This is a genomic window from Ottowia thiooxydans, from assembly GCF_040548795.1.
GTDB lineage: Bacteria > Pseudomonadota > Gammaproteobacteria > Burkholderiales > Burkholderiaceae_C > Ottowia > Ottowia thiooxydans_A.
Genome location: NZ_JBEPSH010000003.1, coordinates 337,462 through 364,249 on the forward strand (window position 1 = coordinate 337,462; position 26,788 = coordinate 364,249).

A 26,788-nucleotide genomic window follows, 5' to 3' on the forward strand; every position below is an offset into this window, starting at 1 on the left:
CGGGGCGAGCGCTGCCCCTATCCGACCATTGGTCAGTTCAAAATAGCACCGTGACCAGCGATTCAAGCAGGAAAATGGTGTCCGAATGAACCCCAGGCAACTCAAATACTTCGTAGAAATTGCACGTGCGGGCTCCATCACCACCGCCGCCAACGCCTTGCACATAGCTCAGCCCGCCCTCAGCCACCACGTGGCATCCATGGAAGAGGAGTTGGGCGTCAGCTTATTCAAACGACATGCCCGGGGTGTGCAGTTGACCGTTCAAGGCCAACTGCTTCTGGACCGGGCGACTGCCATCTTGCGCCAGTTGGATCGCCTGCCCGATGATGTTCGAGAGGCCAATGGTCCCCCTAGAGGACTTGTGAGCCTATGCCTGGTCAGTTCCGTGGCCCTGGTCCTCGCCATGCCTTTGCTGCGCATGATCACCGAACGCTTTCCCGAGATCCATCTGCAACTCAGCATGGGGATGTCGCGCGAAGCGCAGTCTATGGTGGAAGCCAGGCGCGTGGATCTGGCCTTGCTCCCAACGGCGTTCGAACTGCCACGCTTGAAGGCAACGCCTTTGTTTGAAGAACGCTTTTGCCTCTTTGGCCATCGCCGCTTGTTCACCGACAAGGCAAATACCATTGATTTCCGCGAGATCGCAGACCGGCCTCTGGTCATGCCGGACCGCGACCAGGACTTGAGAAAGCAAATTGAGCGAACCGCGCTCGCTCAAAACTGCGCGATCAATGTGCGCTATGAGCTGAATAACTCGGAACTCCTGCGTGCTGCCGTACGAGAGGGCCTGGCGTTTGCGATCATGCCTCGCAATGCGTTTCCGGTGGCGGACCTGCAGGACATTGCCCTGCGCGAAATCACCAACCCTGTGCTGGAGCGAACACAGTCCATCGTTTCCATGGAAGACCATCCACTCACCCCTGCCGGCCAGGCCGTTCGAGAGGTGCTGATTGAGCTCGTCTCAAACTTCATCAGTGACGGAACACTCAAGGCGAGGCTGTTGGTCTAGAGATTGCAGGGCCAGGCCCGTCAGCCACGGCCCGCCCTGCAGCAAACTATGTCCGCGGGTTGTAGCTGCTCAGCCCGGGCGCACCATTTTGCACGTGGTGGGCATCGCAGCCTGAGCAGCACTGATCTGCCGCACCACTCGGAATCCGTAACCTGAGCCTTCCACGTCAAATGGAACGCCGGGCGCTCCCTGTTTGTCCATGACGCCCACCACCAGTGTTTGCTGGAACTGATGGTCTTCTGGGCGCATTTGGCCTCGTTGTCCCGCCAACGTCACATCTGCACGTTCGAGTTGAGCAGCGACGGCTCGTGGCTCTACGCTCTTGGCCCGACCGATCGCCTGCGCAAGCGCTTCCACGAGAAGTTGCATACGCATATGAACGTAGTCGTCCTGGGGTTTCGGAAAGCGTTCCCGAAATGACTTGTAGAAAGCCGCGCTTTCCGGCGTCGGGACATTGGGCAGCCAATCGGCTACCGCCACCACCTTGCCAATGCCAGCATCGCCTATGGCTGCAGGTGCGCCCAGTGCATTGCCATAGAAGGTGTAGAAACGCCCTTCAAACCCGACATCGCGCGCCGCTTTCACCAGCAGCGTCAGATCGTTGCCCCAGTTGCCAGTAAGCACCGCCTGCGCGCCGCTGGCCTTGATCTTGGTAGCGTAGGGCAGGAAATCCTTCACACGCCCTACCGGATGGAGTTCTTCACCCACCACGGCCACATCTGGCCTCTGCCCAGCCAGTTGGCGCTTTCCTTCGCGCAGGACTGCGTGACCAAAGCTGTAGTCCTGGCCTATCAGGTAAATGCGCTTGAGCTCAGCGTCTTCCTTGATGACCTGCATCAACGCGGTGATGCGCATGTCTGAATGCGCATCAAAGCGGAAATGCCAGTAGCTGCATGCGTCGTTCGTGAACGCCGGGTCGCCTGCGGAGTAGTTCAGGAACAGCACCTGCCTTTGCGGATCGCGCTGATTGTGTTTGTTCACCGCGTCAATCAAGGCAGCAGCGACCGCCGATGAGTTGCCCTGCAAAATCACACGCGCACCGCTGTCAATGGCCGCGCGAAGCGCCGAAAGCGACTCTTCCACCTGACCCTTGTTGTCGTAACGCTCCAATACCAGCGGCCTCTGACCACTGGATGTGGCCACCCCACCTCGGCCGTTGACGCGCTCGACGGCCCAGGCAATATTTCGATAGACAGCTTCCCCGGTGTTGGCAAAGGGGCCACTCGTCGATTCAATCAACGCGAGCTTGATGGGCCCTGACGCTTGCGCCAAAGCGGCAAAAGGAGCAGCAGCCCATAGGGCTAACGCAGACTGGCGCAGCGCTGTACGGCGAGAAATTGGTGACATCAAACTATTCCAGATGAACTCAAAAAGCGGCTGCACTGGCGACAGAGGCCGGGGTGACTGAAACCGCTGCGGATGGTGTTGAAGCAGGCGTGGCAGGGGCTAAAGGGACTGCGGACGCCGGAGGGGTAACGGGAGCTACAGGAGCTACAGGAGCTACAGGAGCCGCAGGAGCTACAGGAGCTACAGGAGCTACAGGAGCTACAGGAGCTGCAGGAGCTGCAGGGGCAGTGGGCGCAGCAGTGGATGTGGTCGCTGCAGGCGTGGCGGCGGGAACCACCGGTATTGCAGAAGTCAGAGGTGCCGGTGCAGGCGGCGAAGCGCTGGGTGCTGCAGCTGGTGGCACACTCGATGACGTTGAAGGCACCGGGACTGCAACCGCCGCAGGTGCAGCCAAGGCAGGCACTTCTGCGGGCTCAGGCGGTATGACGCTGTCCAGGTGATCAGCCAGCAAGTCAAAGAAGCGTTGATACAACTCGCTGTCTGTCACAGTTTCACTGGCCACTTTGACCAGGGAATCCATGCTGCCCTCAACAGGGAGCGACAGAGAGCCCAATCCGCCCACACCGAGTGACGCGGACTCCTTGACCTTTCGAATGCTGTACTGGTCCTGCAAGCCACTTGCAAATGCGATGGAGTTGCCACTCCCGCCTGCATCGCGCGCGCAGACCACGCGAAACTCAAACTGCACATGGTGATCAGCATTGGGCTGAAAGTACTTGCGTGCAGTGACTTGATCAGCCGCAGCCGAAGCCACTATATAGCCTTGCCCCAACAATGCACGCCGCGCGGCCTCACACGTCTGCGAAGGCTCCGCGGCGAAACTGCGTGAGTACGCAGAGGCTGAAAAGGCTTCAGGCTTGTAATTGATCAGCGGTTCAGGGGTACGAGAAAGCCCGGCACAACCGCCCAGCAAAAGAACCGGCGCCAGCAACCAGGCTGAGGCTGAGGTTGAGCGCGAAAAGAAATCAAATTGCATCCAGGTCTGCGAGTGTCGTAAGTTGGAAGTGAGATGAAAACAAAATTTGGTCGATATCGATGTCCGTTCGGAGGCAAACCTTAGCGGCCCCTCTTGATATGGCAAGGAGTCGAAATGCCGCACGGCGCCAAGATCGGCCAATGGGTTCAGAAAACCCTCCGAGCCACGACACCTGTGATTCGGCAAAGCGTCCAATGATACTGCCCATCAGATGGGCTCCCCACGCCAGACGAGGCCAATTCCCGTACACCTGTTGTGGTCCCCCAGCCAATATTCAAGGCCTTGCAGGCAAATTTATTCCCGCACTTTGGGGTCTTGAAAAGTTTTCAAGCGTGCTCATTTTCTGCAGTAAGCCCGCACCATTTAGCCGGGTTCAACATTTGAAAGACCAAGGAACAACCATGTTTATTACAGCCGCTCCCGCCGTCCGCCGCTCTGCTTATGGTCCTGCTCTGCGCTCACTGGACCGCTTCCTGGATGAAGCATTCACCACCGCCCGTTCTGCTTCCGGCGTGAAGTTCAGCGAAGACGAATCCAGCTGGACACTGGTGCTGGACGTACCCGGCGTCAGCCGTGAGCAACTCAACATTGCCATTGATGCTCAGAACGTGAAAATTGAAACCGTCGAGGGTGCTCCCCGGCAGTACAAAAAGGCCTATGAATTCCCGCAGAACGTGGACGCGGCCGCCAGCACTGCCAAGCTTGAAAACGGGGTATTGACCTTGACCCTGGCCAAGTTCGCCCCAGCCGCCAAAGCCGTGACGTTGAACATCAACTAAAGTCAATGCCAGCCTGCTCACAGGCTGGGCAGATTCACCAAAGCTCGTTCACACTCCGTGAACGAGCTTTACTGCTTGTTTCAAGCAATAGTCGCGAAATCCAAAGGCCAGCGGGGTTTGACGTCAAAAGCGTACCGAGCTTGCGGTGCCTCGACCTTGGCATCTATTCTCATGGCGGCTGCCAGCGCAATCATGGCGCCATTGTCTGTGCATAGCTCCAACTCGGGATAGTGCACGCGCACCCCTCTCTTGGTGCAGGCCGCGTTCAACTGCTCGCGCAGCGCCGCGTTGGCCCCTACGCCACCAGCCACCACAAGTCGCTTCAATCCAGTTTGGTCCAGCGCCTTGATCGATTTTTTCATCAGAACTTCGACAATCGCCGCTTGAGTGGACGCGGCCAGATCAGCCCGCGCTTGATCGCAAGGTGTACCTTCAAATTTTTTGGCCTGCGTCAGCACCGCAGTCTTGAGCCCGGCAAAGGAAAAATCGAGATCACCACTGTGCAGCAGAGGGCGTGGCAATTTGTACGTGGTGGGATCACCAAACTCGGCCAGACGCGCAAGCGCAGGCCCACCGGGATAGCCCAGCCCCAGGAGCTTGGCGGACTTGTCGAAGGCTTCGCCCGCCGCATCATCGATGGTTTCACCCAGCAAACGGTAATGACCGACGCCATCGACCTGCATCAATTGCGTGTGGCCACCGGAAACCAGCAGCGCGATAAACGGAAATTCTGGCGGGTCTGCGCTTAGAAACGGCGATAGAAGATGACCTTCCAGGTGGTGAACTCCCAACACGGGCTTGCCCAGCGCGGCTGCCAGGGCACAGGCAACGCCAGCACCCACCAGCAAGGCGCCTGCCAGCCCCGGCCCGCGGGTATAGGCCACCACATCCACGTTTTCCAGCACCTCATCTGCTTGCTGAAGTACCTGCCGCGTCAGGGGCAGCACACGCCGGATGTGATCGCGGCTTGCCAGCTCAGGGACCACCCCGCCATAGTCGGCGTGCATGGCCATTTGCGTGTGCAACGCATGAGCCAGCAATTGAGGCACGCCCTGCCCGGCACTTTTCACCAGTGCCACTCCCGTTTCGTCACACGAAGATTCAATTCCCAAAACCAAGCTTGCCATGGTGGCAGATTATCCGCCTACCGGGATCAGGCCGTATTGAAGGGGTTGTGGAGGTGATGTCGGCGAGAGACGCAGTCCAACGGCACAATACGCGCACACCTTCTTACTTGACCCCACCTGAGACGGACCCCATGACTTCGCCAACCTTGAGCATCATTTCTTCCATGGCCACCCAGAACCTGCTGGTGGATCTGGTAAGCCTCTATGAAAAACAGCACCCCGGCCTATCCATCAAAGTGGAGTCTGTGGGCGGTCAGGTAGCTGCCAAGCGAGTTGAAGCGGGAGAGGCTTTCGATGGCGTCGTGCTGGCGGCGGATGTTATCGACCGCCTGGCCGGAACCGGCCGCATCGTGAAAGGAAGCCGCGTCGACCTGGTGCGCTCCGGCGTGGCTGTAGCCGTGCGCTCAGGGGCCTCACGCCCCGATCTCTCCAATGGGGACGCAATCAAACAGGCGGTATTGGATGCTCCCACGGTGGGCTACTCCACCGGCCCCAGCGGGGTGCAATTGGCCCTCTTGTTCGAGCGCTGGGGCATCGCGGAAGCCATCAAAAGCAAACTCGTCGTCGCTCCGCCCGGCGTGCCGGTTGGCTCCTTGGTCGCCCGTGGAGATGTTTCCCTGGGTTTCCAGCAAATGAGCGAGCTCATGCACCTTGAAGGAATCGACGTAGTCGGTCCGTTGCCTGACGACATTCAGATCACCACCATATTTTCAGGTGGCCTGGCTGCCACTTCCGGGCAGCCCGAGGCAATGCGCCAGCTTTTTGGATTTCTGGCCTCGGCCGACGCTGCACAAGCCAAAAAGAACAACGGCATGGACCCGGCCTGAGCCATTGGCCGCCCCCCATTTGTCCCATACGAATTTCTCGCTGAACAACCATCCCATGGAAGACGCAGATCTACGCGCCTTGCTTGCGAGCACACTCGCTTCTCTACCTGCGGGTGCTGCCGTGGTTTGCCTTTGTGCTGCCTGGTGCGGTACTTGCCGCGAATTTCAACCGGGTTTTGAGCAAGCTGCCCTGGAGCACCCCCAGATCGCGTTCCGCTGGGTCGATATTGAGGATGAAGCGGACGCACTGGGCGACCTGGACATAGAAACCTTCCCTACCCTGGTCATCGGAGACGCCCAAACGGTGCGCTTTCATGGACCAGTGCTGCCCCAACCTGGCCAGATAGGCCGACTTCTGAGAAGTCTGGGGATTTGAACAGGATTCCGAACAATATCCCGGAGAGTCCGTCAGGACCAGAATCACACCATGGGAATCAGCCACTATCTGAAGGAAATCGGCCGCGGCGCGCAGGGCGCCCGTCCCCTCTCTCGCGAGCAAGCCCAGGACCTCTTCGGCCAGGTTCTGGACGGCCAATGCTCGGACCTTGAAACGGGCGCATTTTGCATTGCAATGCGCATCAAAGGAGAGACCTCCGAAGAAATGGCGGGCTTTCTGGATGCGGTGGATGCGCGCATCAACAAGATACCGCCCGGCGGATCTCCGGTTGTTGTGCTTCCAAGCTATAACGGCGCCCGCAAGTTGCCCGTGCTCACGCCACTGCTGGGGCTATTGCTGGCACGCCAGGGCTTGCCCGTGTTGCTGCATGGAACCGCCACTGAAAGCACCCGTGTAACCTCTGGAGACGTGCTTTTAGCCATGGGCCATCGGCCGCAGACAGCAGCCAGCTCCATCGAAAAAGGCAGCCTGCACTGGGTGCCCACCGAAAACCTTCTCCCCAGCCTGAAGCAACTTCTGGAAGTGCGTCGTGCGATTGGCCTGCGCAACCCTGCCCACAGCCTGGTCAAGCTGATGAGCCCCTGTGCTGGAGAAAGCCTGGTGGTGGGCAGCTACACGCACCCGGAATATGCCGTCTCGATGGCCGCCACCTTTCGCCTGATCAACGCCACTGCCTTGTTGCTGAGAGGCACGGAAGGTGAACCCGTGGCTGACGCCCGGCGCACGCCCCGCATGGAGCTGTTCCGCCATGGTCAAACGCATCTTGTGCAAGAAGCGCAAGGCGGCTCACTCACGGCCTTGCCGGATTTACCCGCCATCGACGCAGCCAGTACAGCCGCCTACACGCAGGCCGTACTGGACGGAAGCCTTCCGGTGCCCGCTCCGATTGCCCGACAAGTCGAGCACATCACCCGCGCGTGCATGGGTGATCAGTAGTCCCTCCCGAGACGCTCTTCCACCCAGGCGCCGCGAGGCCGGTACAGTCACGCCATGTTTTCCTATGACGTGATCATTCTGGGCGCAGGTGCCGCAGGCCTTTTCTGTGCAGCGCAAGCTGGACAACGAGGGCTAAAAGTACTCCTGATCGACCATTCTTCGGCGGTAGCCGAGAAGATTCGAATCTCTGGCGGCGGCCGCGCCAATTTCACCAACCGTGACCTCGACCCTTCGGCCCCGCAAAAGCATTTTCTGAGCAGTAACTCTCACTTTTGCCGCTCGGCTTTGGCGCGGTTTACCCCTGGCGACTTCATAGCACTGATGCATAAGCACGGCATCAGTTTCCATGAAAAGCACAAGGGCCAGCTCTTTTGTGATGGCTCCGCGCAGGAACTCATAGACATGCTGCTGGCAGAGTGCCAGACCGCCTCGGCCCATGGGGGTCTGGTGGAGCGGTGGCAGCCATGCAAGGCCAACCGCGTGGACCACGATGCCAGCGCCTGTTTGTACAGTGTGGAAACCGACCGCGGACTGGCCAAGGCCCCTGCCCTGGTGCTGGCCACAGGAGGGCTTTCCATTCCCAAGATTGGCGCCACGGATTTTGGTTGGCGGCTGGCACGGCAGTTTGGGCTACGGGTCATAGAGCCGCGCCCCGGGCTGGTACCCCTCACTTTTGACGGCAATGGCTGGGCGCCCTATGCCGGCATGGCGGGCATCGCCTTGCCCGTGGCCATCAGCACCTCCGAAGCACCAGGCGAGAAGAAGGCGAAGAAATCACGCATCACCTTCCATGAAGACCTGCTGTTCACCCATCGCGGTCTCTCCGGTCCAGCCGTGCTGCAGATCTCAAGCTACTGGCAAGCAGGCGCACCTATCTCCATCGACCTTGCGCCCGGCGTGGATCTGGCTACCGAATTGCTGGCGGCCAAGGCCCGTGGCTCGCGCAAGCTGATCGCCAATGAACTGACAGCGTGGCTGCCTTCACGCCTGGCCGACACCTGGGTCAGTCTTAACTCCGCTTGGCAACGCCCCATCAACGAAGCCAGTGACAAAGCCTTGGCACAGTTGGCAGAGCAACTGTCCGACTGGCAGTTGGTGCCGACGGGCACCGAAGGCTATCGAAAAGCAGAAGTCACCGTAGGTGGGGTAGACACTCGGGATCTTTCCTCACAGACCATGGAGGCGAAAAACCAGCCCGGCCTCTATTGCATTGGCGAGGTGGTGGATGTGACAGGTTGGCTGGGAGGCTATAACTTTCAGTGGGCCTGGGCCAGCGCCCATGCTTGCGCGCAAGCGATAGAGAAGCACCCCAACTAACACGCTGAGCGACGCGCCTAGGGCGTGTTAACACTAAATTCACCCCCGCGTGAGGCACTGGCGAGCCGCAATCAAGGCGCAAACCGCAGTCGGGTTGGACACCCGGCGAGGTTTGCGCGGCCGGCGTAGGCAACGCAGAGTGCGGTTTGCCAGTGCCTCACCCTTCGGGCCAGTTTTTTCCGGGCCGTATTGCTGCGTTGCGCCTCTTGCCAAGGATCGCACCTTGGCTGCCAGGCGCGTCTTGCACTACGACGCGGCCGGCATAGGCACGGAAAAAGCCGGCGCGGGGGTGAATTTAGTGTTAACACGCCCTAATCTGCTCACGCTTTTGGCGGTCAAGGCGAGCATGAGGGAATCGTTCACACCTTTTCAGGTCTAAGTGGGCTGGTGTAACGCCACTTCGGCAGGCTCAGGACAGGCTTCGACAGGCTCAGCGCGAACGGTTGGGGGAAGTTCTCTTTTCTCGCCAGGCAGCAACAGCTCTATGGAACAACCAAACCGTTCGGGCTGAGGTTCTATGGTTGTGGTCAAGCAAAAAGTGGCATTTGAACTGCCTAAGACCGTTCGGGCTGAGCTTGTCGAAGCCTTGCGCCCCGCTTCTGCAAGCCTGGATTAACTGAAACGCGAAAGGCAAAAAGCAGGTCAGCCCCCAATGGCGCGTGGCGCCACGCCCAGATCCCTCCACGCGGCCGGATGGCAGGTGAAGATGAGCACCTGATGCCGCTGCGCAGCGTCGTAGAGAACCCGCTTCATTTGCCCCAGGCGCTCATCATCCGTATTCACAAGCGCATCGTCCAGAATCAACAAGGTCGGGCGCCCAGCTTCCTGCAACAAGTCTGCATAGGCGAGCCGTGCCACGATGCCCATTTGCTCGCGAGTTCCCACGCTCAACTCCTCAAACTCGCCGCTTTCCGGGCCATGGGGGCCTAACCGGGTCGTTGCGCCGGGTGAAAGATCGTCGGACACTTCCATTCGAGCCCCGGGAAACAAGATGCCCAGGTAACGGTCAGAATGCTTTTGCAGCGGTGCGCGCAATCGGCGCGCCAGCGCTGAGCGCTTCTCACGCAGCAGCGACAAAAGATGATCCAGCGCCGCGGCCAGGCGAGCCAGCTCCTCCGCTCGACGGGTAATGGCGTCTTGCTCGCGTCTGAGTTCCGCGCTCTGCTCTTCCAGGCCCAAGGCTCCCCTGGTTTCCAGATCCACTTCCAGCCGCATGATGTCCTGCCGCCGACGCTCGTGGGCGTCCTCCAGTTGCTCCGCACTGCGTGTCAAGCGGTCAACGTCCTGGCGCAACAGTGCCAGGTTCACATTCTGGAGTTCCGCTGCCGTGGCTTGCAAGCGATGGGCCGCTGCGGCCTCCCTGGCCAGTGCATCACTGAGGGACTGCCTGGCGGCGGCTATTCGCTCAGCGCGCTGGGTATCGTCGGCCGTGGCCTGAGCGGCAGCCAACTCCTGGCGAGCGGTGGCGTGTTCACTCTGCGCCTGGCCCGCCGTCACTCGCGATTGATTCAATTGTGTGACCACATCTTCCAGTGCAGCCAGAGCCCGCCCTGCTTCCGCCAACGCCGCAGCCTGGTTGGGGAGCAAAGCATCAGCCTGGTCGGGTTCCGGCAATTCGTCCAAGGCAGCACGCATTTCCTGCATGCGCAAAGTGCGGGATGCAAGCTCAGCCTCCAAAGCGTCCACGCCCTCCGGAGCCAAAGCCGCCAACACTTTCTGACTCGCCCTGGCATCTTGCAAGCGCTGTGCGGCCTGGCGAGCACGCTCTTGCGCTTGGGCCGGATTGGCGACTGTCAGTTTACGCAGCATGGCGCCCATCTCCGAAGATTGGCTCTCACGTTGCGCCATGAGCGCTGCGATGGTTTCGCCACCTGCCTGCACGGCAATGCGACCCACGCCCTCTATAAACAGTTCTGTGCGGCCAACGACAGTGCGCCGTTCACGGCCTGATACCTGCTCATCGTCCATGCGCAGGGTCTGGCCTTCCAGCAAATCAAAGTCCAGCGTCGTAGCAGCAGCCTCCAACCGCACATCCACCTCTCTCAATGATGAGGACAGCTGCAGGATTTTCTCCAAGTCATTCGGAGAAACCTTCAGTCCTTCAGCTTCGGCCTGCAGGCGTGTCAAACGCGTGCGTTCTTCTCTCGCCCTGCTGAGCAGGTCCGTCATTGAGGCGACTGTGTTCGCTAGCTCGGCGACGGCACGCGATGTCTCGACCCTGGCGCCGACGGCTCGCACGCGCTCGAGCACGCGCCGTGCCTGGGCCTCCGCAGCCACTTGCTCAGCATGTCGGCGTTCCCAGGACTGCATTTCAGCGATCACAGCGGACTCAGCGTTTGCACGCAGCTCCAGCGTTTTTTGACGCGTGGTGACCGCCGCGTCGTCGCGCGCAAATGCGTCAAGCTCGGAACGAAGAGATGCGGCTTGCATGCGCCACTGCTGCAAGGCGGTTTGTTCACTCTCTTGCCGAGTTTGCAAGCCTTGCGCTCCATCAAGCCGACCTTGCGCACTTCGAAGCTGCTCACGTAGCGACGCCCATGGCCGCTCCTGCTCATCGCGCAAGTGATCGTTGCGCAGCGTGGCGAGCCGGTCAACACTGCCTTGATAGGCCGCTATATCGCGCTCGAGCGAGGAAAGGGTGCTTGCCAGCTCCTGCTTTCGTTGCAGTGCCGCCGCGAATTCCCCTCTGGGATTTCCCGTTGCGGGGGTCAGCAACTCGTTGCGCTCAGCCTCCACGGCTTGCAGCACGGCATCTCCTCCCGAAGACGTCAATTCACCCAGTGATTCGCCCAGCACCTGCCTAAGTTGGTCTGCTGCGAACGTGACAGCTTGTGCAAGCTCATGCGAGGTGCCCTGCCGAATCCACAGCAATCCAGGAATGCCCATGTGTTCCGGAGCACTTGCCCCTTTGCCGGGGAACTTGAAACCAAGCAATTGAGCCAGATGGTCTTCGGCGACCACGCCATCCAGCGGCGCCTGCCCTTCAATGGTCAAGTCGCAGCGCTTTTTGCCCAGAAATGCCTTGGTGAGGCGGTAGCGCTTGCTGTCCATTTCAAACTCCACATCGACAGTGGGTGTCGCTGCAGAGTCTCCCCAGGGGCGCAAATGCTCTACTCTGGTAGAGCGATGCCTCTCGAAGAACGCAGCGCGAATGGCCTCAGTTACCGTGGACTTGCCTGATTCATTGGGTGCTGCAAACAGGTTGAGCCCATCGGCAAACCCGTCAATTTCAAACGGCGCACGAAACCGCTTGAAGTGCTCGATACGCAGGCGCTTGAGCTTCATACCCTGGCCTCCGTATTGGCCGCCGCAGAAGTATTGCTTCGTCCATTAAGAATGCGTGCAAGGATCACGAGGGCTTCACGCGCCTTGTCCGATTCATCGCCTGTCTGCTCGTTTCGCAGCTGTGCAAGCGCCTCCCCCACATAACCGTCGGCCCGCAGGGAAGCAATGTCCTCGTCAGTGGGCTCCAGTCTCAGTTCCTGCGACTCCAACACCAAGGCCCGCAGCCGTGCCCGGGCAGCCTCCACCGCCTGCCTTAACCGCTCCTGTCCGTTCAAGTCGCAAACGCCGGATACCCGCAGTTGCAGCACGTCCTCCGGGCCGACTCCGGCGAGCGTTCGCGTCACTTCATCCACATCGCTGGAGACGGCCAACCGCCCTTCGACTTGGCGCCACCGGTATCTTCCGGTCTGCAGCACTTCTACCTCCGGCGTTGCGCCCGGTGCGGCCACTTCCACCCAAAGTGCCTGGCCAGAATCATTGGCCCTGAAACGGTCGGTCTCCGGCGTTCCGGCGTACCAGGTGCGTTCATCCAGACGCCTGCTCCCATGCCAGTCCCCCAGCGCCAGATAGTCCAATCCGGCGGTAACAGCGCGGTTGGCGGCGATGGGATTGGCCGAATCCAGCTCATCCGCCAGCACACCTTGCACACAGCCATGCGCGAGCCCTATGCGCGGCAGGCCTTCGGGGGTAGATGCCGAGGAAAACCACTCTGTGAGGTCACCGTAGGTATGGCGTTGCATCAAAGGGGCCGGCAACACCGCAAAGCGGTTTCCGATGATGCGAATAGCGGGTTCCAGGCAGGTGATCACATTGGAGGAGACCACACCCAGCCGATGTGCTCTGGTCCAGACCGACTCTGCGAGCGCCGCATCATGGTTGCCGGGCAGCATCACCCAGGCCCCCTGATAGCCGCTGAGCGCATTGAAAAGACGGCGTATGGTTTTGTCCGACACCGTCTGCGCGTCGAAAACATCGCCCGCTACCAAAACAGCGTCTGCACTTCGCTCACGCGCCAGCGCGGCCAGCCTCTCAACCACCGTAAAACGCGCTTCGAACAACGCGGCAGCGTCATCGGGTTCAAACTGTGAATAGATTCTGCCAATCTGCCAGTCAGCTGAATGAAGCAATCTCAATGCCATGACCACCTCGGTATTATTCCTGTCAGCATGGATTTTGCATGACGTGATCAATCAATTCGGTGGGATAGCGCGGCGCCATGGGAAGCCGAACGGGCAGAGAACCTCCAATCGCTAAATGGGCCGGTTCAACCCCAACTTCATGCTTTTATGATCAGCAAACTGCAAGCCCCTTAAAAACCTCATATAATGCTTGGCTTTGCTGGCAATAGCCCCGCCGGCCAAATTAAATACTAGTTAGAGGCGGGGCAATATCAGTGGCGCATGGCGCGAAGGCACGATCTTCCTTCTCACCCTCTGGCCACACCTTCTGGAAATTTCTGAAGAATGACCACTATCCGCGTTAAGGAAAACGAACCGTTTGACGTAGCACTTCGCCGCTTCAAGCGTACCATTGAGAAACTGGGCCTGCTGACCGATCTGCGTGCCCGTGAGTTCTACGAGAAGCCAACAGCTGAACGTAAGCGCAAAAAAGCCGCTGCCGTCAAGCGCCACTACAAACGTGTGCGCAGCATGCAGTTGCCTAAGAAGCTGTACTGATTCGAGCATCGTCTCAGAACAAAGGCTCGCCGAGGACGCTCGGCGAGCCTTTGTTTTTGGTGGATCTGTATCTGTATTGGAAGGAAAGAAAAAATGAGCCTGAAAGACCAAATCACGGAAGACATGAAAACTGCCATGCGAGCCAAGGATTCTGGCCGCCTGGGCACCATTCGCCTGCTGCAGGCGGCGATGAAGCAAAAGGAAGTCGACGAACGCATCACGCTGGATGACGCAGCCGTCGTCGCCATCATCGACAAGCTGGTGAAACAGCGCAAAGACAGCATTGACGCTTTCACCAAGGCTGAGCGCCAGGATCTGGTGGATCAGGAAAAGGCTGAAATGCTGGTGCTTCAGGCTTACCTGCCTGCACGCCTTTCTGCAGAAGAAGTCGCGACTGAAGTCAAAGCCATAGTGGTCGAGTTGGGCGCCAGCGGCCCTGGCGACATGGGCAAGGTCATGGGTGCGGTAAAAACGCGGTTGGCTGGCAAGGCTGACATGGGCGCCGTTTCAGCAGCTGTAAAGGCCGCTTTGGGTTGATCCGGCCCGCAAGGGGGGTTGCGCGCCTTTAGCGGGGGCGCAGCCCTTGCCGCGCCGGCCAGTGCCACAGAATGATCAGGATGGCCGAGCACAAGGAAATGATCCCCGGCTTTGTCCAAGTCCGTAGCGACTGACCCACAGTTTGCAAGCTGTTTCAATTAACAGCCCAGCTTTGCATTGCGCCTCATTTTCAGGCAAACCGTTCGCCGCGCTTGCGCGTTAAGTAAACTGGACAAGACCCGCATTCTCAATGCGCCTTCCCCTTGCCCCCAGTTTGGCCATGCAAGCATCCAATTCCCCCTTCAAAGCCCGGCACTGGCTGCTAGCCACTCTACTGCTGGCGTGTTCCGCCCTGGCTTGGGCACAAGCTGAGCAAATAGACCCGCCAGATCGGGTCGGCTACATCAGCTTTCAGGAAGGCACTGCGGTGTTGGCAGCAGACGGCAGCGGCAGTTGGTCTCCGGCCGTGCTCAACATGCCTGTCACCTCTGGCGCCCGCTTGTCCACGGAAGTGGGTTCACGCACCGAGCTGCATAGTGGCTGGTCCGCCTTCCGGCTGACCGGCAAGTCAGAGCTTGAAATCACCGAACTGGACGACGACAGCACCCGTCTGGCTTTCACCGGCGGCACTATGACCGCACGCGTGCGCGAGCTGCAGCAAGGTGAACGTTTTGAGGTCGGAACACCCAACGTCGCCCTGGTAGCCAATCAGCCTGGCGAATATCGGTTTGATGTCGACCCTCGCGCCGACACGACGCGCATATCTGTTTTCAGCGGCAATGCCGTGGTGTATGGCGATGCAGGTCAGTCGGTCACGGTGAATTCCGGCGAGCAACTGGTGCTCCAAGGGCGCTCGCTGGGCGTTGCAACCAAAGGCACCATCGCTTACCGCGACAATTTTGATCAATGGGTTGCTGCGCGTGACGCCCTGGAAGACCGCTCAACCTCCGCACGTTATGTTTCTCCCGGTGTCCCTGGATATCAGCAACTGGATGCTTACGGAGACTGGGGCCAGGATTCCAATTACGGTGCTGTCTGGTACCCACGGGTTACCGTGAGCGATTGGGCCCCGTACCGCAACGGTCAGTGGCGCTGGGTAGAACCCTGGGGCTGGACTTGGGTAGATGACGCACCGTGGGGCTTTGCGCCTTTCCACTACGGCCGATGGGCGCAAATCGGTCCACGATGGGCCTGGGTGCCTGGCCCGGTCGTGCGGCGGCCCGTGTATGCACCTGCACTCGTGAGCTTCATCGGTGGCTCCAGTGGCGATACGCAATGGGGTGTCTCGCTTGGGTCAGGCGGCCCGGGCGCCGCGTGGTTTCCGCTCGCTCCCGGCGAGTACTGGCAGCCGGGTTATCGGGCCAGTTCGCGCTACCTCCGCGGGATCAATCCATGGGCCAATGCACGCCCACCTACGCGCGACTCCTACTACTTCTTCCAACGCCATCCCCATGCCATCAGCGCCGTCTCGCGCGATCAGTTCGGCTCTCGGGATGGACGCAGACCTCGGTTCATAGCTGGCAGCCAGCTCTCTGGCGGCCAGTGGGATGGTGCCCGCCATGCGCCTCCACCCCCTCGCCCAAACTGGCCCGGCATGTCCGGCCCGCGCAACCCACGATTCGACAATGATCGTGGCCCTGGCCCCGTGCGGTCCAACCTTCCGCGGGGAGACCGCCAGCAGGGAAACGGTGACCGCCCGCAACCCGGATTCGAGAATCGCCGTCCACCCCAGATGGGTGACGGCCGATCGTCAGAGACTTGGCGAGTGCAGCAACAGCAGGAACAGCAAAGGCGCTTTGACCAGCAGCGGGAGCAGCAACAGCGAGGCATGCTGGATCAACAGCAGCGTCAAATGCAGCAACTCCGCGAGCAGCAGCAACGCGAGGGCCAGCACCAGCAACTCATGGAGCAACAGCGCGCCATGCAGCAGCAAAGGCAGTTCCAGCAGCGCCAGGAGCAAAATCAGCATATGGAGCAACAGCGGCAAAACCAGTGGCGAGAGCAGCAGATGCGTCAGCGCCAGCAAATGGACCAGCAACGCCAGATGCAGCCTCGCCCGCAGCCCACGCGCCCCAATGAGCGGCCGGATTTCCCGAGACAATTGCACCAACCTCGCGACGAAGGTTAATAAGCACCCCACCGCCCTGCTGCGCAAACAGGTCACGGGGGGCTCACAAAGCCTCTGGCCACTGATGCCCGTCGCAGGATGCAAGGGCCGACCTCAACCCGCCCCGACCAGGGGCTCTACCTGGTCCGGTCAGGCGGGATGTGTTCCTGATCTAGCTAGCTACCTGCCACCTTCATGCGATTGATCAGCAAAGAGCCGGTCGTTTTCGCACCATAGTTGTAGGCGTCTGCACCCACTGCAGTGATGCCTGCAAACATGTCGCGCAGGTTGCCCGCAATCGTGATTTCATCGACAGGGTAGGCAATCTGGCCGTTTTCTACCCAGAAGCCGCTGGCGCCTCGTGAGTAGTCGCCCGTCACATAGTTCACGCCCTGCCCCATCAACTCGATCACGAAAAGGCCGGTGCCCAGCTTTTTCAGCATGGCCTGGAGATCGTCGCCTGGCTGAGTGAGACGGGAAGTCAGAGACAGATTGTGAGAGCCACCCGCATTTCCGGTGGTTTTCATGCCCAATTTGCGTGCCGAATAGGTGGTGAGGAAGTAGCCCTCCAAGCGGCCCGCCTTCACGACTTTTCGTGCGCGTACGCGCACGCCTTCATCGTCGAAGGGGGATGAGCCCTTGCCACCGCGAATGAAGGGGTCTTCGACGATGTCTATATGCTTGGGAAAGACAGGTTTTCCCAGTGAATCCAGCAGAAAAGTGGCCTTGCGGTACAGCGCTCCGCCGCTGACGGCCTGCACGAAACCTCCAAGCAACCCAGCTGCCAAAGGCGATTCAAAAAGCACCGGCACTTCACAAGTGGCGATCTTGCGGCTTTTCAAGCGGCTCAAGGCACGCTCTGCCGCATATCGGCCCACAGCCTCCGGGCTGGCGAGATCCTTGGCCGAGCGCATGGAGCTGTACCAATGGTCCCGCTGCATGCCAGCCCCTTTGCCGGCGATGGGCGCTACAGAGAGGCTGTGACGCGAACTTGCATAACCACCGCGAAAACCATGGGTATGTGCACTGAAAAAATGGCTTTGCTGGGCAGAGACACCCGCGCCTTCGCTGTTGGTAATTCGCTTGTCTGTGGCAAATGCTGCGCGCTCTGCCTCGATGGCCATCTTCGCAGCTTCTTCGCTGGTGACAGCCCAGGGGTAAAATAGGTCCAGATCGGGGTGGTCGGTTGCAATATCGTCCTCATCCGGAAGTCCGGCCACGGGATCTTCCGCTGTAAAGCGTGCGATATCGTAGGCCGCCTGCACGGTTTGCTCAATGGCTGCTTTAGAGAAGTCAGAAGTGCTTGCATTTCCGCGGCGTTGGCCCACGTAAACCGTCACGCCGAGAGATTTGTCTCGATTGCGTTCAACATTTTCCAGCTCTCCCTTGCGTACGCTCACGGAAAGTCCGGAACCTTCAGAGGCTTCCGCGCCAGCGTTGGTGGCGCCCAGCTTCTTTGCATGTTTAATGGCGGTATCGACCAATTCCTCGAAAAACGCACGAGAGTAGCTAAAACCGGATTCGGCGCCCTGGCCGGCGCCCGCAGATGTTTGATTCATGGTGGCGGATATCATACTTGCCGCTCCCCGCTCTTGCTGGCGCTGTGCGCCTCAACTTGTAGATCCATATTCCATGTCCCGCAAATTCAAGAAAGGCTACTACGTACGTGGCCAGTTTGTCGCCGATGGCAGCGAGCTAGATCAGGAGCTCAAGCGCGAGCTCAAAGGCGGCGATGAGCCCAGCAAAACCGATCTAAAAGCCCAAAGCTCCGAGCTTCAGGGCCTGGGCGAAGACCTGCTCGGCCTGCGCCGCGACCTTTTCGAGGCTTTGGACCTGCCATCCAAGCTGCTTGAAGCTTTGGAAGATCTCAAGCGCATTACCAATTTTGAGGGTCGGCGCCGGCAAAGCCAGTTCGTGGGCAAACTCATGCGCAAGCTCGAGGACGAGACCGTGGAGGCCATTCGCGCTGCGCTGGAAGCGCAACGCAAAGGCTCTGCCAAGGACACCTTACTGCTGCATTCGGCCGAAAACTGGCGTGAGCGGCTGGTCAAGGACGACACCGCCGTTGCAGCCTGGATCGAACAATTCCCGCAGACCGACTCGCAGCAGCTGCGCGCATTGGTGCGACAGATCCGCAAGGATGCGCCGCCTGCGGCGGAAGAAAATGCCGCCGAATCCAAGGGCTTGGCACCGCGCAAAAGCAGGGCTTGGCGCGAATTGTTTCAGCTGGTGCGCGAGCAACTCTCGGATTCTGAAGACTCAGAAGACGCCAGCAGCGACGAAACCGATCAAGACGAACCCTTTGACAAGTCATGAGCTACGAACTTGACCCCGTCACCATCGGCATTGTCTCGATCAGCGACCGCGCTTCCAGCGGTAGCTATCAAGATCTGGGCTTGCCGGCCTTGCAGGACTGGCTCACCAAAGCCCTGCAAAACCCCATCACTTTCGAGCCGCGCCTGATCCCCGATGAGAAGGAACTGATCAGTCAGACATTGATTGAGCTGACCACTGCCGGTTGTGCTCTGGTGCTCACCACCGGTGGCACGGGTCCCGCGGTGCGCGACGTCACTCCAGAAGCGACCTTGGCCGTGGCGCACAAGGAGATGCCAGGGTTTGGCGAACAGATGCGCCAAATCAGCCTTACTTTTGTCCCTACAGCCATTCTCTCGCGGCAGGTTGCCGTCATACGCGACAACACGCTCATCATCAACCTGCCGGGCCAACCCAAAGCCATTGCCGAGACTCTGGAGGGGTTGAAAGATGCTGAAGGCAAACCCCTGGTACACGGCATCTTCGCTGCGGTGCCCTACTGCATTGATCTGATAGGTGGGCCTTATTTCGAAACGCACGATGGCGTCTGCAAGGCATTCAGGCCGAAAAGCGCAATAAGAACGCAATAAGACGCGCTCCCAGTAATTTGCTCCTGAAAAGCAGTCCTCTAAAACCAATGCTGTTCACTTAAGCACACAAATACCCGTTCGGGCTGAGCTTGTCGAAGCCGGGTGCGACGCTTCGACAGGCTCAGCGCGAACGGACTGGGTTTAACTGAACAGTATTGCCTCTAGAACTGCTTGTGTGGGCTACTTGCCCACCAGGTCGTTGAATTTTTTCGCCTCGAAGCTGTCCTCGCGGGCAGCCGCTTCCGGCACACAGTCGGGGTCAAGCTTGCAGGCCAGTTTCTCAACTGCTTGCCACAGCAATGAAATCTGATGGTCGTGCGTAGCCGTACCATCGATCAAACCCCTCAGAGCCTGGCTTACCGGGTCGTCACTTTGGGTGATCCCATAGGCTGAAAAGCCCATTTTGGCAGCGGCTTCTTCGCGCAGGGCATCGCCCGCAGCTTGAATGATCCGTGCAGGGTTCCCGACTGCCGTGGCGCCCGCCGGAACAGGCTTGGTGACCACGGCGGAGGATCCGATCTTGGCGCCGTCACCTACCGTGAAGCCGCCCAACACTTGAGAGTTGGCACCCACGATGACACCCTTGCCCAAGGTGGGGTGGCGCTTACTGCCTTTGGCCAGGGAGGTCCCCCCCAAGGTGACACCTTGGTAGATCGTGCAGTCATCTCCGATTTCTGCGGTTTCTCCGATCACCACGCCCATACCGTGATCGATGAAGACGCGTTCGCCAATGGTGGCGCCAGGGTGGATTTCGATACCCGTGAGAAATCGTCCCCAATGCGAGATCCAGCGCGCCAGCCAGAGCCAGCCTCGCTTCCAAAACGCGTGGGCAATGCGATGCAAAACCAGCGCGTGAAAGCCTGGATACGAAAAAATCACGTCCCATACGCTGCGCGCAGCGGGATCGCGCTCTAGGATGGCGCGGGAGTAGGAGCGGATGCGGTCTAACATGGTGCGTGAAGTCTACCCGCGGGCGGCACTTTCGGCAGCGCCAGGGACATCCTGCTGGAATGCGAAAAAAGCGATTGATGCATACTTTGGATCATTGCAGACTTGCGAGAGCGTGGAATGTCCATCAATTTCAGCCTGAATGACTTGCAGGCTTTTCGAACAGTGGCGGAATTGGGCAATTTTCGCAAGGCATCGGAAGCACTGCACCTGTCCCAACCTGCTTTCAGCCGCCGCATAGAAAAACTGGAAGAGGCATTGGGCGTCAAGCTGCTTGAGCGCACCACGCGCAAGGTGAGCCTGACTGCCGTGGGGCGCGACTTCGACCGCAAGGTCAAGCAACTGCTGGATGATCTGGACAGCACGCTTTTGGGCATTCGCGGCGTAGCCGCCACCCGCATGGGTGAAGTGACGATCGCCTGCGTACCTTCCACGGTCTATTACTACCTATCGCAAGTGGTCTCCCGTTACCACGAACAGTATCCGAAGATCCGCGTGAAGGTCTTCGATGCAGGCGCCAACGAGGTGCTTTCAGCCGTAGCGCGTAGCGAAGCAGACTTTGGCCTTAACTTCATTGGCAGCCAAGAGCCGGAAATCGAGTTCAAACCTCTGCTGGAAGAACGCTTCGTCGCTGCGTGCCGGCGCGATCATCCGCTAGCGCTCGCACGCAAGGTGAGCTGGAGCGAATTGAGCGCGCACGACTTTATTTCTACCAGCAAGAGTTCAGGTAATCGCCTCCTGATAGATCAAGCCCTGGCAGGCCTGACCAATCGCCCGCAAAGCCTCTTTGAAGCCCAGCACGTGACCACCATGCTGGGTTTGGTGGAAGCTGGGCTTGGGGTGGCAGCTGTCCCGTCCATGGCGATGCCTGGAGCCGATCATCCCCTGCTCGTCAGCGTGCCACTTGTAGACCCTATCGTCACCAGGAAGGTGGGGCTCATCCGCCGCAAAGGCCGCCCCCTGTCGCCTGCAGCCCAACAGCTCTACGACTTCTTTATCGAAATGAAGGGCAAGCGCGTGCCAAAAAGCAAGTCAGCGAAGGCTTGATCGCCAGGCAAGATTAGCCGCGGAGCTTCCATTTCAAGTTGTCTCTAGGCAGGCCTTATGCAGATCCCAGGCCGCTACCTTTCGCAGGAGCCCCTACCCTCATCCTGCCCTAGCCGGGCGCCCGCCGGTGAGAGAGGGTTCAAAGTCAGAAGGCCGCGGAGCAGGCCATGCGTGAGTAGCCGCGGAGCTGGCTCTGCCAGGCCGCTGGCTGCGTCCCCCTGGGGGGATGGCGCGTCAGCGCCTCAGGGGGGAGGCTAATACTCTGTCCACCATCACACCAGCCTGCCCCAGGTTGTTGGCGGGATCGCACATGGCTTCGAGTTGCGCACGCGTGACGTGCTTGTTGATCTCAGGGTGCTCCTCAAGAACATCGATCAGCGGGCGATTCTTTGTGATGGACTCTCGGCAGAGGTCATACACCAGATCGTGTGCATACTCGCGGCCGATGTAAGGGCCCAACCCCATCATGACGGCCTCGGACATGACCAAACCATTGGTGATATCAATGTTGGCGCGCATGCGAGTGGCATCCACTTCCAGGCCCTTCAGCACGAACTTCGTCTGCTTCAATGCACCGGACAACAGGCAGAAGATCTCAGGCAAAGACACCCATTCGATTTCCCATGGGCCGGTAGAGCGCTCATGATCGGCCACCATCGCATCCATCAGCGCAGCGGCATGCTGGCGCACCACAGAGATGTTGGCATGGATGTACAAGCAGGAGATGGGGTTGCGTTTTTGCGGCATGGTGGAAGAAGACCCACGGCCGGGTGCATAAGGCTCGAAAACCTCCGCCACCTCAGTCTGCATCATCAGCTTGACGTCCATCGCTATCTTGCCAAGCGAGCCCCCAACCAAACCGAGGAAGGCGCCTACTTCTGCGATGGTGTCTCTCACGGTGTGCCAGGAAATCAGTGGTTGAGCCAGCCCCAGCTCCTGCATCAGACCGGCCTGGGTTTCCATGGCGCCCTTCTCCAGCGATGAGAGCGTGCCGGATGCACCACCGAACTCTCCCATCAGCACGCGAGGCTTGAGCTGCTGCAGGCGCTCACGGTGCCGATCGATACCGGCCAGGATGCTGGCCATTTTGTAGCCGAACGTGATGGGCGTGGCCTGCTGCAAGTTGGAGCGGCCAATGACGGGCGTGTCTCTGTACTTTTTGGCCAGTGCGGCCAGCGCGTCACCAATCTCGTTGAGATCCTGCTCTACCAGTGCGAGACCTTCGCGCATCTGCAACACAGCGGCTGTGTCTGTGATGTCCTGGGTGGTGGCGCCCCAATGGCAATACTCACCGAGCTTGTCACGGCAGTTGGCGTTGATCTGGTTGACGACCGCAATGATGGGGTAGCCAATCTGCTCGGTCTTCGCTTTGAGCTTGTCCCAGTCAATCATGGACAACTCGCAGTTGCGCACGATCTCGTCTGCAGCTTCTTGCGGGATGATTCCAAGTTGGCCTTGCACTTTGGCAAGAGCTCGCTCTATGTCCAGGTACTTGGCCGTGCGATTTTCGTCAGACCAGACATCGCGCATGCGAGCGTCGCTGAACATGTCGCCGAAGATGCGCGAATCGATGATGGTGGAAGCCATGGAGTCTCCTTGAAAGCGGAAGCGTTAAAAGCGTGAATCTCGTGCCAGCGCCAACACGCGCTGGGCTTGAAGAACTACGGGCCTATCGACCATGCGGCCGTCCAGCCGGGCGGCACCGGGCGATGCGGCGTCAGCAGCCAGCACCCGACGAGCCCAGTCAAGCGCCTGAGCGCTTGGCAGCAAGGCTTCGTGGATGATCCCGATCTGTTTGGGGTGAATGCACAGCTTGGCGCCAAATCCAAAATTGCGCGCTTGCGCCAGGTCAGCCAAAAGCCGGGCATCGTCATCGAGCTGCGGCGTGACACCGGCCACGGGTGCAGGTAAATCAGCCAGGCGCGAAGCGATCACGATGCAGCTGGCGGCATAGGCCAGCCCGCTTGCATCATCCGAAATATCCAAATCCAGATCGAGCGCGAAATCCAGCGTGCCGAACAGCAATCGGGACACCCCTGACGCGCCGGCAATCTCATCCACGAAAGCGACGCCACGGGCGCTTTCAATCAATGCGAGAACGCGCACGCCTGGCACACCCGCTGTCACAGCGGCAATCTGCGCGGCGTTCTCCGCTTTGGGCAAAACGACGTTCGCCGCACCGCAAGCCCGAAGCGCGGCAAGATCTTCCGCAAAATAGGAAGAGCCGGCATCGTTGATCCGTACCGCAACCCGCAACCTCTGCTCCGGTGAAGCCGATGTCAGCCAGCGGGCGACGGTCTCGCGAGCCTGGGGTTTGTCATCAGCGCTCACTGCGTCTTCCAGATCCAATATGACACAGTCGGCACCGGTGGCGAAAGCCTTGGTAAAGCGATCTTCTCGTGTACCCGGCACAAACAGATAGGTGCGCGGTGGCAGTTCGCTAGTGCGGTTCATCATCATGAAACGTTTGTCAAACCGCCTGCGTGGTGTGCAAAGCTTCAATCTCTGAACCGGAATACCCCAACTCGGCCAGAATGGCATCCGTATGCTGGCCCAGCGCGGGTACAGCGTCCATGCGCGGTTCACTGTCCCAACTGCCGGGGGGCAGAAGTGCTGGTAGCGGCCCCTCTGGAGAGTCCACGGTAGTCCAACGGCCACGCGCATGCAATTGCGGATGAGCCCAGACGTCTCGCATGGTGTTGACCTGCGCGTTGGCGATCTGCGCGGCCTCCAATCGCTCTGCGACTTCCGCAGCCGTCATGGTTGCAAAGGCTTCAACAATGATCTGGCGCAACGCCACACGCTCTGCCACGCGTTTGAAGTTGGCTGTAAAGCGCGGGTCCGCGGCCAATGCGGGCATTTGCAGTACCTTCTCGCAAAAACTTACCCATTCGCGCTCATTTTGCAAGCCCAGCATCACTGTGCCCCCGTCTCCCGCCGGAAATGGACCATAGGGATAGATGGTGGCATGGCTGGCACCGGTACGTGGGGGTGGTTCGGCCCCCTCAAAGGCGTAATAAAGCGGGTAGCTGTTCCACTCGGTCAGCGCTTCCAGCATGGAAATATCGATGCGCTGCCCTTTCCCCGTCTGGCCACGCTGAATCAATGCCGCCAGAATGTTGCTGTATGCGTACATACCGGCAGCGATGTCTGCAATGGAAGTGCCTGCTTTGCTAGGCTCCTCAGCAGTTCCCGTGACCGAGACAAACCCCGATTCACTCTGGATCAGGAGATCGTAGGCTTTCTTGTCCCGATAAGGGCCTGGGTTCACCGGATGATCGCCATACCCCGATATATCGCACACGATCAACTCGGGCTTGAGCTCTGACAAACGCTCATACCCCATGCCCAACCGTGCGGCTGCCCCGGGCGCAAGGTTCTGTACCACCACATCGGCCTTCTCCAGCACCAGCCGCTCAAGCACTTTGGCAGCTTCCGGCGACTTGACGTCCAGCGTCAGGCTTTCCTTGGAGCGATTGGTCCAGACGAAATGAGAGGCCAGACCGCGCACGCGTTGATCGTAGCCACGCGCAAAGTCGCCCACACCGGGCCGCTCAATCTTGATGACCCGCGCACCCATGTCCGCAAGCTGGCGCGTGGCGAATGGCGCCGCAATGGCGTGTTCGAGCGTGACGACCGTAATACCTTTTAATGGCTGCAGCATGGCAATTTTTCTTGTTTTAAATGTCTTCAGCGCAGAACCGCTGTGGCATCCATGGTCAGCCAGCCCTCATGATCGGATGCCCAAAGGCGGATGGTCTTGCCATCTTCCTGTGGTTGGCCGTGCACATGGAAAGCGTTCAGATCGAACGTTGGCCGCAGTGCTTTGAACTTGAAGCTGGCAATATCGGCGTCGGGCCGTTGGCGGCGCAGCAAATCCATCAACAAAGTGGCGATCAGCGGGCCATGAACGATCAAGCCTGGGTAGCCCTCGACTTCCGTCACGTACTTTCGGTCGTAGTGAATGCGGTGGCCGTTGAAGGTCAGCGCGGAATACCTGAAAAGCAGCACGTCATCGGGCACGATTTCGCGTTTCCAGGCCCCCTGCTCCGCGGCTTGGGGGGGCGGCGCCACATCGTCTGGCCGCTGAGCTTCCCGGTAAACGATGTCATGAAACTCAATCAAGGCCGGATCGCTCGCCCCGTTGCACCGAATTTCATGCCGCACTTTCACAAACACCAGCTTGCCAGTACGCCCCTCCTTGGTGCTCACATCTGCAATGGTGGAAGTGCGTTCTACCTTGTCCCCCACGCGAATAGGGGTGCGAAATTCAAACTGGCTACCGGCCCACATGCGGCGTGGCAGCGGCACTGGCGGCAAGAATCCTCCGCGTTTGGCATGGCCATCCACACCAATTTCCGACTGCCTGCACATGGGCAAGAAATACAGCCAATGCCACAAATGAGGCAGTGGCGAACCAGTTGGCAAGGCGGTGGCGGGGTAGTCCAGCGTGGCGCTCAGCGCCACGACAGGCGTAGGCGTAATGTGGTCCTCGAGAGTCTCGCTACGCCCGATCCAGGCCGTCAACGATTCAGCTGTGGTGTTCATTTCGATAGTTCCGGAGAGTGACTGACAGTGTCATTGTCAGCGTCAGGTTGAGCCTAAGTGTCGGTCACGGAGGGCTATCCGTGAATTGCAACATTCAGATCAATTGATGCAATAAACATTAGAAACCGAGGTCCCGGGTCCTGAAGTGCAAGCAGGTCGCGCACAGGGCTCGCCGCACAGACAGCTGATACCCGGGCGTCCGATGGGCAGAGCGCCTGCCCCGCGCCTAGCTCAACCAGGCAAACCGGTCCCATCAGACTTTGCCGCGCTCTCGCTCATCGCCTTGGCAATGCCACGCAGGATGTGAATCTCCTCCTGGGTCAGTTCAGCGCGATTGAAAAGCTGCGTCAGCCGGGGCATCAACTTCTTGGGTGCAGCCGGATCCAGAAAGCCTATGTCGGCAAGAGCTTGCTGCCAATGCGTCAACATGCCGGCCACCTGCGCGGCATCAGCGTATTTCGGCTCTTTGCCGGTCGCCGCCGCCCAGGCGTCACCGAAACGAGCGAACAAGGCTTGCCGCCAGTCATAGGCAATCAATTGCACGGCGGCGGCCAGATTGAGCGAACCGTAGTCGGGATTCGTAGGGATGGACAATGCCACATGGCAGCGATAGACATCCTCGTTCTTCATGCCATAGCGCTCAGAGCCAAACAGGAATGCGATGCCTTCCGGCGGATCTTTTGGCCCTTGCTCAGGGGAGAGCAATCCTTCGAAATGCGCCCGCGGGCTGCGAGTGGGAGGTCCGAAGTCACGGGGAGTCATGGCCGTGGCGCACAGGTGAGTGCAGCCGCCAAGCGCTTCTTCCAGTGTAGAAACAACGCGCGCCTTCTCGAGCACATCAGTCGCTCCACTGGCGCGTTCAACGGTCTCGGAACGCGTAAGAACGTCTGGCCAGCGCGGCGCCACCAGGACCAGGTCATCGAAGCCCATGACCTTCATGGCGCGTGCGACGGCTCCCACATTGCCTGCGTGGCTGCTTTCAATAAGGACGAAACGGGTTTGCATGGTAGTTATGGAATGCG

The 26,788-nt window shown here is 59.5% G+C and carries 24 protein-coding genes; 12 read left to right on the forward strand and 12 right to left on the reverse strand.

Translation table 11 applies throughout. From position 1 onward, the window contains the following. Positions 1 to 85: 85 nt before the first annotated feature. A complete protein-coding gene (locus ABIE13_RS08415; RefSeq protein WP_354442682.1) occupies positions 86 to 1,009 on the forward strand; it encodes a LysR family transcriptional regulator in 924 nt (307 codons plus the stop codon). A 69-nt stretch (positions 1,010 to 1,078) separates the two neighbouring features. Here ABIE13_RS08415 and ABIE13_RS08420 read toward each other — a convergent pair whose 3' ends face one another. Further along, on the reverse strand, positions 1,079 to 2,356 hold the full coding sequence (locus ABIE13_RS08420) for a branched-chain amino acid ABC transporter substrate-binding protein (protein WP_354442683.1): 1,278 nt from the start codon (positions 2,354 to 2,356) through the stop codon (positions 1,079 to 1,081). Between the two features lie 19 nt (positions 2,357 to 2,375). Continuing rightward, positions 2,376 to 3,332 (reverse strand): DUF2242 domain-containing protein, encoded by a 957-nt coding sequence (locus ABIE13_RS08425; protein WP_354442684.1) that lies wholly within the window; start codon positions 3,330 to 3,332, stop codon positions 2,376 to 2,378. Positions 3,333 to 3,739: 407 nt separating this feature from the next. On the opposite strand from ABIE13_RS08425, the gene ABIE13_RS08430 reads away from it, so the two are divergent. Further along, entirely contained in the window at positions 3,740 to 4,111 is a 372-nt protein-coding gene (locus ABIE13_RS08430; RefSeq protein WP_436278396.1) for an Hsp20/alpha crystallin family protein, read from the forward strand. Positions 4,112 to 4,191: 80 nt separating this feature from the next. Here ABIE13_RS08430 and tsaD read toward each other — a convergent pair whose 3' ends face one another. Next, on the reverse strand, positions 4,192 to 5,238 hold the full coding sequence (gene tsaD / locus ABIE13_RS08435; RefSeq protein WP_354442686.1) for a tRNA (adenosine(37)-N6)-threonylcarbamoyltransferase complex transferase subunit TsaD: 1,047 nt from the start codon (positions 5,236 to 5,238) through the stop codon (positions 4,192 to 4,194). A gap of 131 nt (positions 5,239 to 5,369) precedes the next feature. On the opposite strand from tsaD, the gene ABIE13_RS08440 reads away from it, so the two are divergent. Genes ABIE13_RS08440 through ABIE13_RS08455 form a run of 4 tightly spaced genes read left to right on the forward strand, consistent with a single transcriptional unit; the run spans position 5,370 to position 8,715 of the window. Next, on the forward strand, positions 5,370 to 6,065 hold the full coding sequence (locus tag ABIE13_RS08440) for a substrate-binding domain-containing protein (protein WP_354442687.1): 696 nt from the start codon (positions 5,370 to 5,372) through the stop codon (positions 6,063 to 6,065). 19 nt (positions 6,066 to 6,084) lie between these two features. Further along, positions 6,085 to 6,441 (forward strand): thioredoxin family protein, encoded by a 357-nt coding sequence (locus ABIE13_RS08445; RefSeq protein WP_354442688.1) that lies wholly within the window; start codon positions 6,085 to 6,087, stop codon positions 6,439 to 6,441. A gap of 51 nt (positions 6,442 to 6,492) precedes the next feature. After that, complete coding sequence (ybiB, locus tag ABIE13_RS08450) at positions 6,493 to 7,398, forward strand: DNA-binding protein YbiB (protein ID WP_354442689.1); 906 nt, start codon at positions 6,493 to 6,495, stop codon at positions 7,396 to 7,398. A 54-nt stretch (positions 7,399 to 7,452) separates the two neighbouring features. Continuing rightward, positions 7,453 to 8,715 carry an NAD(P)/FAD-dependent oxidoreductase gene (locus ABIE13_RS08455; RefSeq protein ID WP_354442690.1) on the forward strand — a complete coding sequence of 421 codons (1,263 nt, stop codon included), beginning with the start codon at positions 7,453 to 7,455 and terminating at the stop codon, positions 8,713 to 8,715. Between the two features lie 642 nt (positions 8,716 to 9,357). On the opposite strand, the gene ABIE13_RS08460 is transcribed toward ABIE13_RS08455, so the two are convergent. Next, positions 9,358 to 12,000, reverse strand: a complete 2,643-nt coding sequence (locus tag ABIE13_RS08460; protein ID WP_354442691.1) for an AAA family ATPase — start codon at positions 11,998 to 12,000, stop codon at positions 9,358 to 9,360. Continuing rightward, positions 11,997 to 13,139 (reverse strand): metallophosphoesterase family protein, encoded by a 1,143-nt coding sequence (locus tag ABIE13_RS08465; protein WP_354442692.1) that lies wholly within the window; start codon positions 13,137 to 13,139, stop codon positions 11,997 to 11,999. The genes ABIE13_RS08460 and ABIE13_RS08465 overlap by 4 nt, the downstream gene beginning before the upstream one ends. Before the next feature lie 324 nt (positions 13,140 to 13,463). Here ABIE13_RS08465 and rpsU point away from each other — a divergent pair, with 324 nt between their 5' ends. The 3 genes from rpsU (at position 13,464) to ABIE13_RS08480 (ending at position 16,341) form a co-directional block, all read left to right on the forward strand. After that, positions 13,464 to 13,676 (forward strand): 30S ribosomal protein S21, encoded by a 213-nt coding sequence (rpsU, locus tag ABIE13_RS08470; protein WP_007833691.1) that lies wholly within the window; start codon positions 13,464 to 13,466, stop codon positions 13,674 to 13,676. A gap of 93 nt (positions 13,677 to 13,769) precedes the next feature. Continuing rightward, a complete protein-coding gene (locus ABIE13_RS08475) occupies positions 13,770 to 14,213 on the forward strand; it encodes a GatB/YqeY domain-containing protein (RefSeq protein WP_354442693.1) in 444 nt (147 codons plus the stop codon). Positions 14,214 to 14,493: 280 nt separating this feature from the next. After that, positions 14,494 to 16,341 carry a DUF6600 domain-containing protein gene (locus ABIE13_RS08480; RefSeq protein WP_354442694.1) on the forward strand — a complete coding sequence of 616 codons (1,848 nt, stop codon included), beginning with the start codon at positions 14,494 to 14,496 and terminating at the stop codon, positions 16,339 to 16,341. 155 nt (positions 16,342 to 16,496) lie between these two features. Here ABIE13_RS08480 and pmbA read toward each other — a convergent pair whose 3' ends face one another. Continuing rightward, a complete protein-coding gene (gene pmbA / locus ABIE13_RS08485) occupies positions 16,497 to 17,879 on the reverse strand; it encodes a metalloprotease PmbA (RefSeq protein WP_354442695.1) in 1,383 nt (460 codons plus the stop codon). A 73-nt stretch (positions 17,880 to 17,952) separates the two neighbouring features. Between pmbA and yjgA the strand changes: the two genes are divergently transcribed. Next, on the forward strand, positions 17,953 to 18,636 hold the full coding sequence (gene yjgA, locus ABIE13_RS08490; RefSeq protein WP_354442696.1) for a ribosome biogenesis factor YjgA: 684 nt from the start codon (positions 17,953 to 17,955) through the stop codon (positions 18,634 to 18,636). After that, complete coding sequence (gene mog / locus ABIE13_RS08495; protein ID WP_354442697.1) at positions 18,633 to 19,223, forward strand: molybdopterin adenylyltransferase; 591 nt, start codon at positions 18,633 to 18,635, stop codon at positions 19,221 to 19,223. Before yjgA ends, mog begins: the two co-directional genes overlap by 4 nt. A 180-nt stretch (positions 19,224 to 19,403) precedes the next feature. On the opposite strand, the gene cysE is transcribed toward mog, so the two are convergent. Further along, positions 19,404 to 20,174 carry a serine O-acetyltransferase gene (gene cysE / locus ABIE13_RS08500; protein WP_354442698.1) on the reverse strand — a complete coding sequence of 257 codons (771 nt, stop codon included), beginning with the start codon at positions 20,172 to 20,174 and terminating at the stop codon, positions 19,404 to 19,406. A 117-nt stretch (positions 20,175 to 20,291) separates the two neighbouring features. Here cysE and ABIE13_RS08505 point away from each other — a divergent pair, with 117 nt between their 5' ends. Continuing rightward, positions 20,292 to 21,218, forward strand: coding sequence for a LysR family transcriptional regulator (locus tag ABIE13_RS08505; protein ID WP_354442699.1), 927 nt, complete (start codon positions 20,292 to 20,294; stop codon positions 21,216 to 21,218). Positions 21,219 to 21,452: 234 nt separating this feature from the next. Here the strand turns inward: ABIE13_RS08505 and ABIE13_RS08510 are convergent, their stop codons facing one another. The 5 genes from ABIE13_RS08510 to ABIE13_RS08530 form a co-directional block, all read right to left on the reverse strand. Beyond that, entirely contained in the window at positions 21,453 to 22,805 is a 1,353-nt protein-coding gene (locus ABIE13_RS08510; protein ID WP_354442700.1) for a class-II fumarase/aspartase family protein, read from the reverse strand. Positions 22,806 to 22,829: 24 nt separating this feature from the next. Continuing rightward, positions 22,830 to 23,672, reverse strand: coding sequence for an HpcH/HpaI aldolase/citrate lyase family protein (locus ABIE13_RS08515; RefSeq protein WP_354442935.1), 843 nt, complete (start codon positions 23,670 to 23,672; stop codon positions 22,830 to 22,832). 16 nt (positions 23,673 to 23,688) lie between these two features. Further along, positions 23,689 to 24,879 carry a CaiB/BaiF CoA transferase family protein gene (locus ABIE13_RS08520; RefSeq protein WP_354442936.1) on the reverse strand — a complete coding sequence of 397 codons (1,191 nt, stop codon included), beginning with the start codon at positions 24,877 to 24,879 and terminating at the stop codon, positions 23,689 to 23,691. Between the two features lie 29 nt (positions 24,880 to 24,908). Further along, positions 24,909 to 25,766 (reverse strand): FAS1-like dehydratase domain-containing protein, encoded by an 858-nt coding sequence (locus ABIE13_RS08525; protein ID WP_354442701.1) that lies wholly within the window; start codon positions 25,764 to 25,766, stop codon positions 24,909 to 24,911. A gap of 231 nt (positions 25,767 to 25,997) precedes the next feature. Further along, positions 25,998 to 26,771: an RNA methyltransferase gene (locus tag ABIE13_RS08530; RefSeq protein ID WP_354442702.1), complete on the reverse strand. Its 774-nt coding sequence runs from the start codon at positions 26,769 to 26,771 to the stop codon at positions 25,998 to 26,000. Between the last annotated feature and the right edge of the window lie 17 nt (positions 26,772 to 26,788).